The 14,754-nt window shown below is 73.8% G+C and carries 15 protein-coding genes and 1 tRNA gene; 7 read left to right on the plus strand and 9 right to left on the minus strand.

What is annotated here, in order from left to right; translation table 11 throughout:
• Nucleotides 1–107 precede the first annotated feature (107 nt).
• The 4 genes from EV374_RS33210 (at nt 108) to EV374_RS03675 (ending at nt 4,594) form a co-directional block, all read left to right on the plus strand.
• The gene (locus EV374_RS33210) at nt 108–1,658 is read left to right on the plus strand and encodes a M14 family zinc carboxypeptidase (RefSeq protein WP_132231553.1); all 1,551 of its coding nucleotides are present in this window, start codon (nt 108–110) and stop codon (nt 1,656–1,658) included.
• Entirely contained in the window at nt 1,655–2,551 is an 897-nt protein-coding gene (locus tag EV374_RS03665) for a chitobiase/beta-hexosaminidase C-terminal domain-containing protein (RefSeq protein ID WP_486485601.1), read from the plus strand. The genes EV374_RS33210 and EV374_RS03665 overlap by 4 nt, the downstream gene beginning before the upstream one ends.
• 179 nt (nt 2,552–2,730) lie before the next feature.
• On the plus strand, nt 2,731–3,510 hold the full coding sequence (locus tag EV374_RS03670; protein WP_132231558.1) for a class I SAM-dependent methyltransferase: 780 nt from the start codon (nt 2,731–2,733) through the stop codon (nt 3,508–3,510).
• Nucleotides 3,511–3,628: 118 nt separating this feature from the next.
• Complete coding sequence (locus EV374_RS03675; RefSeq protein ID WP_132231560.1) at nt 3,629–4,594, plus strand: aminoglycoside phosphotransferase family protein; 966 nt, start codon at nt 3,629–3,631, stop codon at nt 4,592–4,594.
• Nucleotides 4,595–4,665: 71 nt separating this feature from the next.
• Here the strand turns inward: EV374_RS03675 and EV374_RS03680 are convergent.
• A tRNA-Ala gene (locus EV374_RS03680) sits at nt 4,666–4,739 on the minus strand.
• Nucleotides 4,740–4,984: 245 nt separating this feature from the next.
• On the opposite strand from EV374_RS03680, the gene EV374_RS03685 reads away from it, so the two are divergent.
• On the plus strand, nt 4,985–5,728 hold the full coding sequence (locus tag EV374_RS03685; RefSeq protein WP_132231562.1) for a class I SAM-dependent methyltransferase: 744 nt from the start codon (nt 4,985–4,987) through the stop codon (nt 5,726–5,728).
• 67 nt (nt 5,729–5,795) lie between these two features.
• On the opposite strand, the gene sepX is transcribed toward EV374_RS03685, so the two are convergent.
• From sepX to EV374_RS03710, 5 genes are all read right to left on the minus strand, one after another.
• Complete coding sequence (sepX, locus tag EV374_RS03690; RefSeq protein WP_207913869.1) at nt 5,796–6,587, minus strand: divisome protein SepX/GlpR; 792 nt, start codon at nt 6,585–6,587, stop codon at nt 5,796–5,798.
• 178 nt (nt 6,588–6,765) lie between these two features.
• A complete protein-coding gene (locus EV374_RS03695; protein ID WP_132231566.1) occupies nt 6,766–7,416 on the minus strand; it encodes a GNAT family N-acetyltransferase in 651 nt (216 codons plus the stop codon).
• 152 nt (nt 7,417–7,568) lie between these two features.
• Nucleotides 7,569–8,882 carry a molybdopterin molybdotransferase MoeA gene (locus tag EV374_RS03700; RefSeq protein ID WP_132231568.1) on the minus strand — a complete coding sequence of 438 codons (1,314 nt, stop codon included), beginning with the start codon at nt 8,880–8,882 and terminating at the stop codon, nt 7,569–7,571.
• Nucleotides 8,879–9,841 carry a UTP--glucose-1-phosphate uridylyltransferase gene (locus tag EV374_RS03705; RefSeq protein WP_132231570.1) on the minus strand — a complete coding sequence of 321 codons (963 nt, stop codon included), beginning with the start codon at nt 9,839–9,841 and terminating at the stop codon, nt 8,879–8,881. The genes EV374_RS03700 and EV374_RS03705 overlap by 4 nt, the downstream gene beginning before the upstream one ends.
• Before the next feature lie 9 nt (nt 9,842–9,850).
• Nucleotides 9,851–12,118, minus strand: coding sequence for a diguanylate cyclase (locus EV374_RS03710; RefSeq protein WP_207913878.1), 2,268 nt, complete (start codon nt 12,116–12,118; stop codon nt 9,851–9,853).
• An 85-nt stretch (nt 12,119–12,203) separates the two neighbouring features.
• Here EV374_RS03710 and EV374_RS03715 point away from each other — a divergent pair, with 85 nt between their 5' ends.
• Complete coding sequence (locus EV374_RS03715) at nt 12,204–12,872, plus strand: 5-formyltetrahydrofolate cyclo-ligase (protein ID WP_132231572.1); 669 nt, start codon at nt 12,204–12,206, stop codon at nt 12,870–12,872.
• A gap of 216 nt (nt 12,873–13,088) precedes the next feature.
• Here the strand turns inward: EV374_RS03715 and EV374_RS33215 are convergent, their stop codons facing one another.
• On the minus strand, nt 13,089–13,328 hold the full coding sequence (locus EV374_RS33215) for a hypothetical protein (RefSeq protein ID WP_486485610.1): 240 nt from the start codon (nt 13,326–13,328) through the stop codon (nt 13,089–13,091).
• A gap of 167 nt (nt 13,329–13,495) precedes the next feature.
• Nucleotides 13,496–13,681: a hypothetical protein gene (locus EV374_RS03725; protein WP_132231574.1), complete on the minus strand. Its 186-nt coding sequence runs from the start codon at nt 13,679–13,681 to the stop codon at nt 13,496–13,498.
• Between the two features lie 105 nt (nt 13,682–13,786).
• Here EV374_RS03725 and EV374_RS03730 point away from each other — a divergent pair, with 105 nt between their 5' ends.
• Nucleotides 13,787–14,125: a hypothetical protein gene (locus EV374_RS03730; RefSeq protein WP_132231576.1), complete on the plus strand. Its 339-nt coding sequence runs from the start codon at nt 13,787–13,789 to the stop codon at nt 14,123–14,125.
• Between the two features lie 55 nt (nt 14,126–14,180).
• Here EV374_RS03730 and EV374_RS03735 read toward each other — a convergent pair whose 3' ends face one another.
• The gene (locus EV374_RS03735) at nt 14,181–14,663 is read right to left on the minus strand and encodes a DUF2231 domain-containing protein (protein WP_132231578.1); all 483 of its coding nucleotides are present in this window, start codon (nt 14,661–14,663) and stop codon (nt 14,181–14,183) included.
• Nucleotides 14,664–14,754 lie beyond the last annotated feature (91 nt).

The following is a 14,754-nucleotide window of genomic DNA, read 5'->3' on the forward strand; positions in this document are numbered from 1 at the left end:
GTGGGCGGGTACAGCATGACCATTTTTGGATGGATCGATGCGTCCGGCCCGCGCTCCGGCCGGCCGGTCGCGACATCACTGACGGCCACAGACAGAAGGAGGGGAGCATGCGAGGTAGACAACCACGCATCGTGTTCTTCGCGATGTCCGCCCTGGTGGCAGCCACTTTCGTGGCGACCGCGCCGGCGGGCGCGGACCCCGCGAAACCCACCGCCGCGGGCTCCGAAGAAGCCCACCACGCGGATCATGAGTCGAACCACGTACGCATCAAGCTGACCGGATCCGACATGCTCGACAAGGTGGTGGCCGCCGGCTACGACGTCGATCACGGCCTCACGCGCGTGCCGGACGGCATCGAGGGCGAGGCGCACGTGGACGCCGGGCAGGTCGCCGAACTCAAGGCGATGGGCGTCAAGATCCTCGGCGAGAACGAGCGCTTCACCTGGAGCGATGTGGCCGACGGCGGCTTCCGGGCCGCCGGGGCGCGGGCCGCCCAGCCGGCGCAGGTGACCGAGGCGAACGACGCGACGGTACGGGTCGTCCGCGCCGACTGGTTCACCACGAAGGGCCAGGGCTTCCTCTACGTCGAGGCACGGACCACCGAAGGTGGACAGACCAACCCGATCGTTGCGATGCAGCTCGAGAACGACTCGGGCGTCGGTACGCCGTTCGGCTCCGCCCGGACGATGAGCCGCTTCGTCGACTCCGGCCAGTACATGTTCCACCGGAACCTGTTCAAGCTCGACGCGCGTCCTGACCAGATCAGGGTCACCAGCTCGACCGGCGGCGTCACCACCGGCAAGGTCTCCGACTGGCTCGAGGGCGCTCCGCCGCCGCTGACGGACAACCCGGGCTACAAGTCGGACTTCATCGACGGCTACAAGCATCCGCAGCAGCTCTTCCAGCGTGCTGAGGAGATCGCCCGGCAGTACCCGGACATCGCCGAGATCGTCTACCTGCCGCACAAGACGAACGGCTACCAGCGCAAGGCGCAGGCCACGATCGGCGGTACCGGGCAGGCGGCGGTCGTCGTCAGTTCGGCGGCGTGGGGCCACGAGGGTGGCAACGACGTCACCGTCGAATTCGTGGAGCGGCCGGGGGCGGGCCTCCCGCTCGGCGTCGACGTGTCGGGCAAGGCGGTCCGCGTCCTCCTCGCGAAGGACGCCAACGGCGCGCTCGCCAGCACCGCCGCGCAGGTGGCGGCGGCACTGGAGACCCAGTCGCAGGGCCTGATCGACCGGGCGCACCCGTACCGCAGCAACGCGGGCACCGGGCTCGTCGTGCCGACGTCCTCCCCGGTCGCACTGAGCGACTTCCTCGACCAGAAGCGCGTCGGCGCGCCGGAGGGCGAGGTGCCCCGCGGCGAGGCCACCATCCCGGTCCTGCGGATCGGCAAGCACCGCGACGGCCGCAACCCCGGTGTCCTGATCCAGGCCCAGGACCACGCCCGCGAGTGGGTGCCCGCGACGACGACGCTGGAGACGGCCGAGCGTCTGGTGCACAACTACAGGACCGACAAGGACACGAAGAAAATCGTCCAGGAGACGGACATCTTCCTCGTCCTGTCGAACAACCCCGACGGCGCGAACTACAGCTTCTACAACTACGCCTCGCAGCGGAAGAACCTGACCGCCGCAACTCGTGGGGCGTCGACCTGAACCGGAACTACCGGGTCGGGTCGGGCCACGACGGCTACGCCGGTGGGTCGACGGTCTGCACCAGCGGCACCTACCAGGGGCCGGAGAAGCTGTCCGAGCCCGAGTCGAAGAACATCGTCTGGCTGGTCGAGAAGTACTCGAACATCAAGTTCATGATGTCGGTGCACTCCAACGGTGGCCAGCTGTTCTGGCAGCCCGGCGCCTACATCGCGGACGGCCGGGTCACCACGCCGCGTCCGCCGCTGGGCGACGAGGCGTTCTACTGGCAGTCGGCCGGCAGGATCCTGTCGCAGGTAAAGGCGTACCGGGAGACCGTCGTCACGCCGGAGAACGTCGGCGGCTCGTCGGACGTCCTGTACTCCTCCGCCGGCAACGTCCGTGAGGACATGTACCACACCTACGGGATCTACTCCTTCGGCTGGGAGGTCGGCGGCTCGATCTACAACCCGACCACCGGCAACTGGCAGGGCGGCTCGTTCCAGCCGGCCTGGGAGGGCAACCCGGCGCTCGTCAGCGGCCACTCCGAGACGATGGAGTACGCCAACGGGATTATGGAGATGTTCCGGATCGCGGCGGAGTGGGGCAAGGACAAGAAGAAGCCGACGTCCGAGCTCGTGCCCGGCGGCGGCAGCTATACCGGCTCCGTCGACGTGCGCTTCGAGACGAGCGAGCCGGCCACCATCTACTACACGACGGATGGCAGCCGGCCGACCCTCCAATCGCCGCGCTACCAGGCCACCGAGTTCCGTGAGCCGGGGCAGGTCTTCCGCGTCACCGGGACCACCACGTTCCGCTGGTTCTCGGTCGACGCCTCGGGCAACGTCGAGAAGGGCTACGACCCGGAGAAGAACGGCAGGAACTACCGCTCGGCGACGGTCACGATCGTCAGGTAGGTAGCGGCGTCAAGGCGTGGCCTCGTCGGTGCGGGAGACCGCACCGACGAGGCCACGAGCGTTCCACCGCAGGTCACGGCTGGCCGTCCGCCGCTGAGGTGCCGCCGGGCGAGACCCGGGCCCGCCGCCCGGGCGAAAATGCCGGCTGCGCCGCGGCCTTCGACCGCTAGCGTGGGGCAATGTCTCTTGACCCGGTAGCACACAACCGCACCGCCTGGGACCGGCAGGTCGAGCAGGGCAACGAGTGGTCACGCCCCGTCTCCAGCGAGACGATCGCCAGGGCGCGTGCCGGTGACTGGTCGGTCGTCCTGATCGGCTACCAGCCCGTCGACCGCTCCTGGTTCCCCGCCGACCTCGCGGGTACGGACGTCCTGTGTCTGGCCTCGGGCGGCGGGCAGCAGGGTCCGACGCTGGCCGCCGCCGGGGCCCGGGTCACCGTCTTCGACAACTCGCCCCGTCAGCTCGAACAGGACGAGTCGGTCGCCCGGCGGGACGGCCTGGAGCTGCGTACCGTCCTCGGGGACATGCGCGACCTGTCGGCGTTCCCGGACTCCTCGTTCGACCTGGTCTTCCACCCCGTGTCGAACCTGTTCGTGCCCGAGCTCGCGCCGGTGTGGCGGGAGTGCTTCCGGGTGCTGCGACCGGGCGGGACGCTGCTGTCCGGCTTCCTCAACCCGGACGTCTTCCTCTTCGACAACGAGGCGCTGGACCAGCGCGGCGAACTGGTGGTGCGCCACCGGCTGCCGTACAGCGACCTGACCCACGTCCCGGCGGCGGAGCGCGAACGCCTGTGGGGCGCGGACGCGCCGCTGGAGTACAGCCACACGATGACCGCGCAGATCGGTGGTCAGCTCGCCGCCGGCTTCGTCATCGTCGGCTTCGAGGAGGCGCCGCACCACTCCGACGCCACCGCCGGATGGCTGCCCGGCTACTTCGCCACCCGGGCGGTGAAGCCGTGACGGCGGGCCGCTGACAGGCGCCGTGGCCTGGCTGACCCGACTCGCGGGCCAGCCAGGGGCCCGGGCCCGCAGGTGCAAATCCCTTGCCGGCCGGACTGCCAACTGCGACGCTCCGCCGATGATCGACAAGCCTGGCGTCGACGAACGGCTCCTGGCGGCTGAGGTGGCCGCCGCCTGGGCCGTCACCATCGTCGACCTCGTGTTCATGCCGGTCGGGCTCGACGGGCACGCATGGGCGTACCGGGTGGACGCGTCCGACGGCGAGCGATACTTCCTGAAGTTGCGCCGCGGCACGTTCACCCGGGCGGCCGTCCTGCTGCCCGGGTTCCTCAGGGCGCAAGGCGTCCGGCAGGTCGTGGCACCCATCGCCCTGCCGGACGGCGGATCCGGTCACCGGTTCGGGGAGTACCAGTTGCTGCTCTACCCGTTCCACGACGGCGGCAGCCTGTGGCGGCGCGGCCTCACCGACCGCCAGTGGATCGAGTACGGCGAGTTCCTGGGTCGCCTGCACGCCGTCACGCCGAGCGCGGACGTCGCCGCCGTCCTGCCGGTCGAGACCTACCGGTCGAGCGCGGGCGAGCGGCTGCGCACCCTCGGCGGGCAGGCTGCGACGAGCGAGGCCCTCCGCGCCTTCTGGGAGCGGTACGGTGCCGCGCTGCACCGGTTGGCGGAGACGGTCGACGACCTGGCCTCACGCGTGACGCACGCTCGACACGTCATCTGCCACGCCGACATCCACCCCGGCAATCTGATCGCTGACGACGACGGTCCCCTGCACGTCGTTGACTGGGACGCGCCGATCCTCGCGCCGCGTGAGCGGGACCTGATGTTCATCCACAGCCAGGACTTCGGCGACCACCCGGTCGACGCGCACCGCGCCGAACTCTTCCGCCGGGGCTACGGGCCGCTGGAACCGGACCAGACCTTGCTGAGCTACTACCGCAGCGAGCGACACCTCGACGACGTCGGCGAATTTCTGCGTAGCCTCCTCAGCCCCGAGGCCAGTCCGGAATCTCGCGCCAACGACCTGCACTGGCTCACCCGCATCGCCGAGACCGTCGCCGACCCCGGCTACGCACCCTGATGCTGCACTCCGCTGCCGTACAGGACCGAAAAAGGCCGTCTCCGACGAGCGGAAACGGCCTTCGAAATGTGTGGAGTTGAGGGGATTCGAACCCCTGACCCCCTCGATGCGAACGAGGTGCGCTACCGGACTGCGCCACAACCCCTCCGCCGGCGGACCGGCATCGGTCCCACCCGGCTTTCACCGGGCGGGCCGGCGCCAAGGCTAACAGGTTCACCGCCCCCGCCGCGAATCCACCCCCCGCGCGCCGAGATCTTGGCAGGGAACGGCCCCTCCGGGGGCCGCCAGCCACCAAGATCTCGAAGAGGGACCCCGAGCAGGCGGTGGAGGGGGGCCGGTGGGCGCGAAAGTCGGTGGACATCGCGGGCGGCGGTGGGAAGCGTGGGGCGCATGCGACAGGAAGACGTCTGGAACGACGACACCGCCCGCCGCTACGACACCCCCGGCACCGGCATGTTCGCCCCCGAGGTGCTGGGGCCGACCGTGGACCGCCTGGCCGAGCTGGCCGGCGGCGGGGCGGCGCTCGAATTCGCCGTCGGCACCGGCCGGGTGGCCGTCCCGCTCGCCGCGCGCGGGGTGCCGGTCAGCGGCATCGAGCTGTCCCGCCCGATGGTGGAGCGGCTGCGGACGAAGGTGGACGAGGCGACCGTTCCGGTGGTGATCGGTGACATGGCGACCGCCACCGCCCCGGGCGAGTTCTCGCTGGTCTACCTCGTCTACAACACGATCTCGAACCTGCTCGCCCAGTCCGAGCAGGTGGCCTGCTTCCGCAACGCCGCCCGCCACCTCGCCCCGGGCGGCCGGTTCGTGATCGAGTTGTGGGTGCCGGAGCTGCGCAAGCTCCCACCGGGCCAGCAGGCGACGGTCTGGTCGTCCGAGCCGGGGTACATCGGCCTGGACACCTACGACGTGCTGCGCCAGCAGGTCGTGTCGCACCACTTCCGGTTCGACGAGAGCACGCACGCCCGGCTGTTCCGGTCGCCGCACCGCTACATCTGGCCTGCGGAGCTGGACCTCATGGGTCAGCTGGCCGGGTTCGAGCTGGAGAGCCGGCACGCGGACTGGTCCGGCGCCGAGTTCACCGCCGACTCGCGGTCGCACGTGTCCGTCTACCGCCTGCCGGCCCCGAGCTGACGCGCGGCGGGCCGGACCGACCCGCTGGCCACGACCGGCGCATCAGGCGAGGAAGAGACGTGGCCGGTCAGGCCGAGTGGGAACCGCGGCCGGACTGGTAGGGGCGACCGCGCAGGCCACCCGAGCGGCGGTAGGAGACCGAGCCGCCGTTGGCCGCCGCCGGCAGGTCCGCCGGGCGGTCCAGGCCCATCGCGGCACGGCGTACCACCTCGCGCTGGGCCGCCAGGCGGCGCTGCGCCTCGCGGCGGGCCGCCGCCCGGCGGGCCTGCTCCCGCCGCACCTCGGCCTGCCGGGCGGCCAGCCACGCCGCCTCGCGGGCCTGCGCCCGCCGCCGCCGACGATCCGCCAGCGCCAGCCGCCGCAGGTGTACGACGTAGGCGACCAGGAGCGCGGCGGTGACCCCGAAACTGATCCAGAAGCCGGGGCTGACCACGATCACGCCGATGAGCTCGACGAAGTTCAGCAGCAGCAGCGCGGCGAGCACCCGGCGGCGCCGGTAGACGGCGGGGGTGTGCTGTCGGCGGGGCGGCGGTCGGCGGCGGCCCTTGCGAGGGGCCGGCGGCACGGCGCGCAGCCGCTTCGACCGGCGCGTCGCGGGGGGCGCGGAGACCGGCGCGGAGAGCCCGCCCGTGTTCGCATCTTCACTGAGCGTTATGACGAGGCTGCGGGGCGGGTGCACCGGGCGGCGCCCCGGCACAGTGCGGCGCCGCCGGCGGCGCTGGAGCACCCGCGCCGTCGACTGCGCCCGCTCCGCCACCAGCCGCTCGGTGGCGTCGTACCGGCGGACCAGCGCCGGGGCGAGGGCGAGCAGACCGGCGGCGGCGAGGACGGCGAGGAGCACCGAGGTCGGCACCCTCACCCCTCCCGTCACCGAATTCGGAGCAACCGCCGCCCGGCCGCAGGATCTTCCACCGATGGTGGTCGGGTGCGCGGATCGTACGGGTGGAGCAGCGCTTGCCACAGCTTGCAGTTACTTGAGGTTACGGGCCGTGGACGCGGATGCTGACACGCCGCGCCGATCCCGTGCGTGGGACGGCTCACCCCGTGGTGGCGCGGAGCCGGTGCCAGCGGGCCAGCAGCCCACCCTCGGCGGCGACCTCCTCGCTGGTCATCGCGTATCCGATATGGTCCCGCCACGCACCGTCGATGTGCATGTAGCGCACGTGGTACGACTCCTCGCGGAAGCCCAGCTTCTCCACCACCCGCCGGGACGGCCGGTTCTCGGGGCGGATGTTCACCTCGACCCGGTGCAGCCCACCCACGCCGAACGCGTGGTCGACCGCGAGCGCCAGCGCGGTGGGGATGACGCCGCGACCGGCCACCCGGGAGTCCACCCAGTAGCCCACGTACGCCGAGCAGAACGCCCGCCGCACGATGCTGCCCACGTTGAGGTGGCCGACCAGCCGGTCCCGGCCGTCCTCGCGCAGGCAGACGGCGAACGGCATCCCCTCGCCGGTACGCGCCGACCGGCGCTGGTCGCGGTAGACCCAGCGGAACGCGGCCGGCGAGTTCAGCTCGTGCCAGCTACCCGGCACGGACGACTCCCACGGCGCGAGCCACTCCCGGTTGGCGCGGCGCACCTCGGACCAGGCGGCGGCGTCCGAACGCCGGTAGGGTCGCAGCAGCACCGGCCCGTCGGCCAGCACCGCCGGCCACCCCGGCGCCCGCCCGACCCCGAACAGACTCACGGAACAGACCTTCCGCTCACGACCGACGAAACCGAAGCCCTCACCGAGCTGACCTTCCGGTCGCGACTGCAGGGCTCGCAAGCTCACTCCTCGCGCTCACCGAGCCAACCTCTCGTTCGCGACTGCGGGGCTCGCAAGCTCACTCCTCGCGCTCACCGGCGCCGGTCCAGCAGGAGGACGTCCACCGTGGACCCGGCCGCCGCGGTGGTCACCCGCTCGCCGAGCACCATCAGCCCGTTCGCCTCGGCCAGCCCCGAGAGGGTGTACGGGCCACCGTTGAGCGGCTGCACCGTGTAGCCGCCGCCGCGCCGCTCGGCGACGTGCGCGGGGCGGAACTCGCGCAGCCCCACCGGGGACGAGATCGTCTCCAGCAGGTGGGCGCGGACGCTGGGCCGGAACACCGGTTCCGCCCCCGCCAGCAGGTTGATCGCCGGGCGGGCCAGCACCTCGAAACCGATCAGGGCGGAGCCCGTGTCGCCGGGCAGGCAGACCACCGGCACCTCCTCGGCGCCGACCGTGCCGAACCCGAGCGAGGTGCCGGGGTAGAGCGCGACCTCGGTGAAGGTGACCGGACCGGCCCGGCTGCCCTCCCGCCGGGAGAGGATCCGCCGCACCATGTCGCCCGGCCCGGTGCCGGTCCCACCCGTGGTGATGATCAGGTCGGCGCGCAACGTCTGGTCCTCCAGCAGCCCGCGCAGCCCTTCCGGATCGTCGTCGCAGATGCCCACCCGGTACGCCAGGGCGCCCACCTCGGCCGCGGCGGCGGTCAGCGCGTGCGAGTTGGCGTCGACCGTCTGGCCGGGCTGGCTGCCCCGGCCCACGTCGACCAGCTCGTCGCCGGTGGCCACGATCACCACGCGGGGGCTGGGCCGGACCACGAGGTGCCCGATGCCGGTGGCGGCGAAGACCGCCACCAGCGCCGGCGACACGTAGGTGCCGGCCCGGGCCAGCAAAGTGCCGGCGGGCAGTTCCTCGCCGGCCCGGCGCACCCCGTACCCCCGTTTGGGCACGCGGAAGATCTCCACGGCGGCCATGCCCTGGTCGGTCCACTCGACCGGGACGACCACGTCCGCGGCGAGCGGCAGCGGCGCCCCGGCGGCGACGGAGAAGCAGGCGCCCGGGGTGAGCCGGACCGGCCGCCAGCTCGCCGCGCCGAGGTCGCCGACGACGTTGAGCCGGACGTTGCGCCCGCCCGGCCCGCCGGACTGGGTCGGGACGTAGCCCACGCCCCGACCGCCTCCGGAGATGTCCTCCCAGCGGGCCGCGTACCCGTCCACGGCCGACTGGTCGAAGGCCGGGAAGGAGTGCGGCGCGACGACGTCCTCGGCGAGGACGTTGCCGTGCGCCTGGGTGAGGTCGAGGTCGAGCGGAGGCAGCGCGCGTAACCTGCGCAGCACGCTGCCCAGGTAGTCGGCGAGCGGCGTCAACTCGTTCGCGGCCGCCTCGGCGTCGGCCGACGCTGTCATGTACCAGTCACGCCCGACGCGTCGGAGTTGACGAACTCGGCCAGCCACTTGCGGAACTCGGCGCCGAGGTCGTCGCGCTCGGCGGCGATCTGCACCACGGTCTGGAGGTAGCCCAGCGGCATGCCGGTGTCGTAGCGGGTGCCCCGGTAGACGATCGCGTGCACCGGGGTGCCCTCGCTGCGCAGCAGCTCCATGGCGTCGGTCAGCTGGATCTCCCCACCGCTGCCCGGCTCCGTCCGCCGGATCGCGTCGAAGATGCTGGCCGGCAGCACGTAGCGGCCCAGCACCGCGAGGTTGCTGGGCGCGTCCTCCGGCTTGGGCTTCTCCACCATGCCGGTGACCCGGACGACCTCGCCGATGTCGGTCAGCTCCGCCTCCGCCGGCTCCACCGAGGCGATGCCGTAGCGCTTCGTCTCGGCCGGGTCGACCTCGAAGAAGGCCAGCACCACGCCGCCGGTGCGCGCCTGGAGCTCCAGCATGGCCGGCAGCAGCGGCTCGGCCGGCTTGACGAACTCGTCGCCCAGCAGCACCGCGAAGGGCTGGTCACCGACGTGCGACTCGGCGTAGCCGACGGCGTGGCCCAGACCGAGCTGCTCGGGCTGCCGGCAGGTGTAGATCTCGGCCAGCTCGCTGGGGCCGCGCACGGCGGCCAGCCGCTCGGCGTCGCCCTTCGCCTCCAGCCGCGCCTCCAGGTCGGGGCGGCGGTCGAAGTGGTCCACCATCGACGTCTTGCCCCGCCCGGTGATCAGCAGCACGTCGCCGATGCCGGCCTGGGTGGCCTCCTCGACGATGTACTGCAGCACCGGCCGGTCGACCACCGGGAGCAGCTCCTTGGGCACCGCCTTCGTGGCCGGCAGGAACCGGGTGGCCAGACCGGCGGCCGGGATGACGGCCTTGACCGCGCGGGAGCGACCGGTTGCGGCGGTCGCCGATGAGGGGTTCGCTGAGTGCTCCGACATGTCGCGAGACTATCGGCCACGGCTCTGTCGTGGAGGGTGAGGACCGGAAGACGCGCCGCCGCAGGGACCCGGCCGCACCGGGTCGGGCGCGGCCGGCGCGCTCCCCGGGGTGGCGTCGGCCGGATCGGCCGCTTCGGGGTAGGCCCGCACCGGCTGGCGGGGAGCGCCGGCGCGCGGCAGGCCGTCCTCGGGGGTGGCCGCCGTGGCCGGGACGGGGATCTCCCGCGCCGGCGGTCCGGCCCGCTCCTCGGCGATGCGCCAGGTGTCCCGGCCGGCCGCCTTGGCGGCGTAGAGGGCGTCGTCGGCGGCGTCCAGCACCTGCTGGCCGGTGCTGCCGTGGTCGGGGTGCACGGCGATGCCGACGGAGACGGTGACCCCGATGGCCACGGCCGCCCCGCCGTGCCCGTCGGCGGCGATCGGGGCGTCCCGGATCGCCGCGCCGAGCCGCTCCGCGACGATCGCCGCGCCCCGGGCGTCGGTCTCCGGCAGCAGCAGCACGAACTCCTCGCCGCCCTGCCGGAAGGCGAGGTCGACCTCGCGGATCTCGCCGCGCACCCGGCGGGCGAACTCGGCCAGCACGGCGTCCCCGGCCGCGTGCCCGTACGTGTCGTTGACGTCCTTGAACCGGTCCAGGTCGAGGGCGAGGACGCTGAGCATCCGGCCGAACCGGCTCGCCCGCTCGACCTCCCGGCGGATCGACTCCTTCAGGTAGCGGTAGTTCCACAGCCCGGTGAGCGGGTCGGTCAGCGAGAGCCGCTGCGCCTCCTCGTGCACCCGGACGTTGTCCACCGCCACCGCGGCGTGACCGGCGAAGGTGCGCAGGGTGACGAGGTCGTCGTCGTCGAACTCGTCCGCGCCGAGCCGGTCGTAGAGGGCCAGCACACCGAGCGCCCCGGCCGGGGCGGCCGGCTCCGCCCCTGGGCGCGGGGCGGGCCCGTCGCGGGCGGTGCCGTCGGGCGGAACCGTCGTGCCGGGGGCCGCGAACGGCACCGCGATGTACGTCCGGCAGTGCGGCTCCCCCGGCGGCGCGACGGAGGGCTCCACCCGCCCCCGGCGCGGCTCCCCGGTCGCGGCGACGGCGCCCACCACACCGCTGCCCAGCGGCACCCGCAACGGTCCCGGGGATTCGTCCGCCGGGTCGGGCCCGTCCAGCCCCTCGGTGCACTGCGCGACGAGCACCCCGCCGTCGTCGACCAGCAGCACCGCCCCGGCCCGGGCGCCGGTCGCCGCGATCGCGCTGTGCAGGATCACCCGCAGGATGCGTTGCAGGTCGTGCGTGCTGGCCAGGGTGTCCCCCAGCACCGCGAGGTGCCCGCGCAGCTGGTCGCGGCTGCTGGTCAGCGCCGCCACGTAGGTGCCCGTCTCACGGGTCATCCGGTTGAACGCGCCGGCCAGCCGGCCGATCTCGTCCCGGCTGCGCACCGGCACCCGGGCGGTCAGGTCGCCGCGCGCCACCCGGTCCACCGCGCCCGCCAGCTCGACCAGCGGGCGGGTCGTGACCCGGGCCAGCCGCCAGGCGGCCACCACGGCCAGCAGGGTCGCCACCAGCACCGCCGAGCCCAGCGCGACGTACAGGCCGCGTGGTTGTTCGCTGGGGACCGAGAGCACCAGCGGCAGGGGCTGCCCGGGGGACGGGCCGACCAGGCGGACGTACCGGCCGTCGGGGATCTCGGCGACCCGCTCGCCGTGCAGCGTGCCGGCGGCGGCGAGCACGGCGTCGCGTACGCCGGTCGCCTCGGTGCTGTGGGCAAGCCGGACGGGCGCCGCGGCGTCGTCGAGCAGGGTGACCGCCACCCCCGTCACGGCCGCGAGGCGCGCCACGAAGGCCGGGTCGACCGGCTGCGCGGCGGTGACCGTGCCCAGCGGCCCGCCGGCCTGGTCGCGCAGCTCGGCCCGGGCCGCGAGCGCCCGCACCGGCCCGGCGGCCGGCGGGTCGGCGCAGCCCCGCCAGGGCTCCGCGGGGCCGCCGGGGCTGGCGTAGGTGACCCGGCCGGTGACGTCGGCGACCCGCACGGCGGCGGCCAGGCCACGGCGGACCACCTGGCTCGCGGCGGCCGGCCGGTCGCCGGCCAGGGCGACCGCGTCGGCGGCGGCCCGCAACTGCTGGCAGAGGGCGGCGACGGAGGTGCGCACGGTCGCGGCGGCCACCGCGAGGCGCTCGGTGGAGCGGCTCGAGTCGACCGCCGCCACGGTCGCCCCGACGAACATCACCCCGAGCACCACCGGGCCGAGCGCCACCGCCAGGAAGGCTGTGGTCAACCGCCCGCGTAGCGTCACTCGGTCCCCCCGGAAGTTCCGCCGCCGTTGCTTGCGATGCTGACACAGAGCCACCAGGCGACAAACGTTGCGTCAGGAGTGTTGCGTGCCCGATTTTTCTGATGGAGCGCAAGATGCCAAGCGGGATGTGCGCACCGCCGTGCTCGCCCGCCGCCGGGCGCTGAGCGCGCCGCGGCGGGCCGACGCCGCCGGGCGCGTGCAGGCCGAGCTGGCGGCTCTCGTACGCCGGCTGCGCCCGCTGCGGATGACGGCGTACGTGCCGGTCGGCTCCGAGCCGGGCGGGCCCGACCTGCCGGCGGCGCTGCACGCGGCGCTGCCGCCGGGCGGGGAGCTGCTGCTGCCGGTGCTGTGCGACGACCTCGACCTGGACTGGGCGGCCTGGAGCGGGCCGGCCGGGCTGGTGGCCGCCGGGCGGGGGATGCGCGAGCCGGCCGGGCCGCGGCTGGGTCGGGCAGCGGTCGCCGGGGCGCAACTGGTGGTGCTGCCCGCGCTGGCGGTGGACCGCCGGGGGCTGCGGCTGGGCCGGGGCGGCGGCTCGTACGACCGGGCGCTGGCCCGGGTGCCGGCGACCGCCCTGACCGTGGTCCCGCTGCACGACGGCGAGCTGGTGGAGGCGCTTCCCGCCGAGCCGCACGACCGCCCGGTACGCGCGGTCGTCACGCCCGCCGACGGCCTGCGTACGCTGGACGCCGCCCCGGGGGGCGCGGCGGGTGTCGCGCCCCACACTTCCGCTGGACGAATCCGGGGGCGATGACGCACCATTGGCACTCGAATACGTCGAGTGCCAACCGGCCGTGCCAGATCCGGAGGAGAACGTGCCCACGTACCAGTACGCCTGCACCGCGTGCGGCCACCAGCTCGAGGCGGTGCAGTCCTTCTCCGACGCACCGCTGACCGAGTGCCCGGCGTGTGAGGGACGGCTACGGAAGGTCTTCAACTCCGTCGGCATCGTGTTCAAGGGATCGGGCTTCTACCGCACGGACTCGCGCTCGTCCGGCTCGGACAGCGCGAAGAGCGGCGCCGCCGCCAAGCCGGCGAAGTCCGACTCGTCCTCCGGCGGTGACTCCGGCTCGTCCGGCGGATCCTCGTCTTCGGGCTCGTCCGCCGGTTCCTCGTCGTCGGGGTCGTCCTCGTCGTCGGGCTCGGGCGGCTCCACCGGCGGCGGGGGCAAGACCCCGGCCGCCAGCAGCGCCAGCTCCTCCTGACCCACGCCGCCCCGGCCCGGGGGCCGGCCCCCGAATCTCTGGGCCGGCCCCCGGGCCGGCCGCGCTCGTCCACAGCCCGGCGGAGGTCGTCCGCAGCTCGGCCCGTCGTCCACAGCCTGGCGCGGTCCTCGACAGGGCGCCGGCGGTCGTCCACCGGGCGGCGGTGAGCCGTTCAGTCCCAGTGCGGGGGGCGCTCCGCGAGCAGCCAGTCGTCGTTGCCGCCCGAGCGCTCGCCCCAGCCCCGGTCGGTGTCGTCGGCGGTCTGCTCGGGCAGCACCACGAAGTCGTCGCTGAGGTCGACGGCGCGGTCGTCGTCGCCGCGTACCGCCGGCATGCCCGGATCCTCGGTGATGCTCACGAGCGGCAAGACTAGCGCAGCCACCACCGGCGGGAGCGACGACGAACCGCCGGGCCGCCGCGTCCGGCCGGCCGCCGGGCCGGGGCGTTGGTAGCGTCGGACGGCGTGACGACCCCCACCTCCGGCGGTGCCCCGGACGAATACTGGCGGCGGCCCGACGGCTCGCCCGAGCGGCCCACGGCCGCGCCGCCGGGGCCGGCCACGCCACCGCCGGCGCGTGGGAGCGGCTACGCGGGCCCGCCCGCGACCACACCGCCACCGGCCGGGTGGCGCCCACCGGTGCACCTGCGACCGCCCCCGCCCCGGCGACTGCCCGCGCAGGACATGGCGGAACTCGACGCGGCGGAGCAGCGGGCGCAACGACTCACGTACGGCGTGGGCACGGTGGCCGCCGTGGTGCTGGTGGTCCTCGTCTGCGTGCTCTGCACCCGGCTCGTGTTCTGACCTCGGCCCGGTCGTGGCCCGCGCCGCCCGTCGGCCCGCCGCGGCCGGCGGGACGTCAGAGGGTGTTGCCCCAGACGGTCTCGGCCCCGGAGTGCCCGGTCAGGTAGACGTAGACGAGGCTGACGACGCCGAACGCCACCACCGCGACCGACAGCACCGGGATCAGCCAGGACGGCAGCTTCGGCACCCGCCGGTGCCCGCTCGTCACGAACAGCAGCAGCAGCGACGCCACGGCCAGCGGCAGCACCCAGCGGAACAGGATGTCGCCGTAGCGGGAGTGCGCGAAGATCTGCTCCACGATCGGGCCCTGCATGCCCCGGGCGAGGAACGCGTCGGTCAGCTCCTCCCCCGACTCGACCGCGACGAAGGCCGACACGGGCGCCACCACGGCGAGGATCGCCACCGCCCAGTCCAGCCGGGCCCGGAACCGGGGCAACGCCACGTACGCGGCGGAGAGCAGGGCCAGCAGCGGCACGAGCACGACGACCGCGTGCACCACCAGCACGTGGGCCGGCAGACCCAGGATCTCCTTGAACATCCACACCTCCGGCGTACGCGGTCGCGGGGCCAGCGTACGGTGCGCCGGTAGACCCGCCCAGTCAATCTCGACCGGGAACACGCGCCCGGAG

It is taken from the genome of Micromonospora sp. CNZ303 (assembly GCF_004345505.1).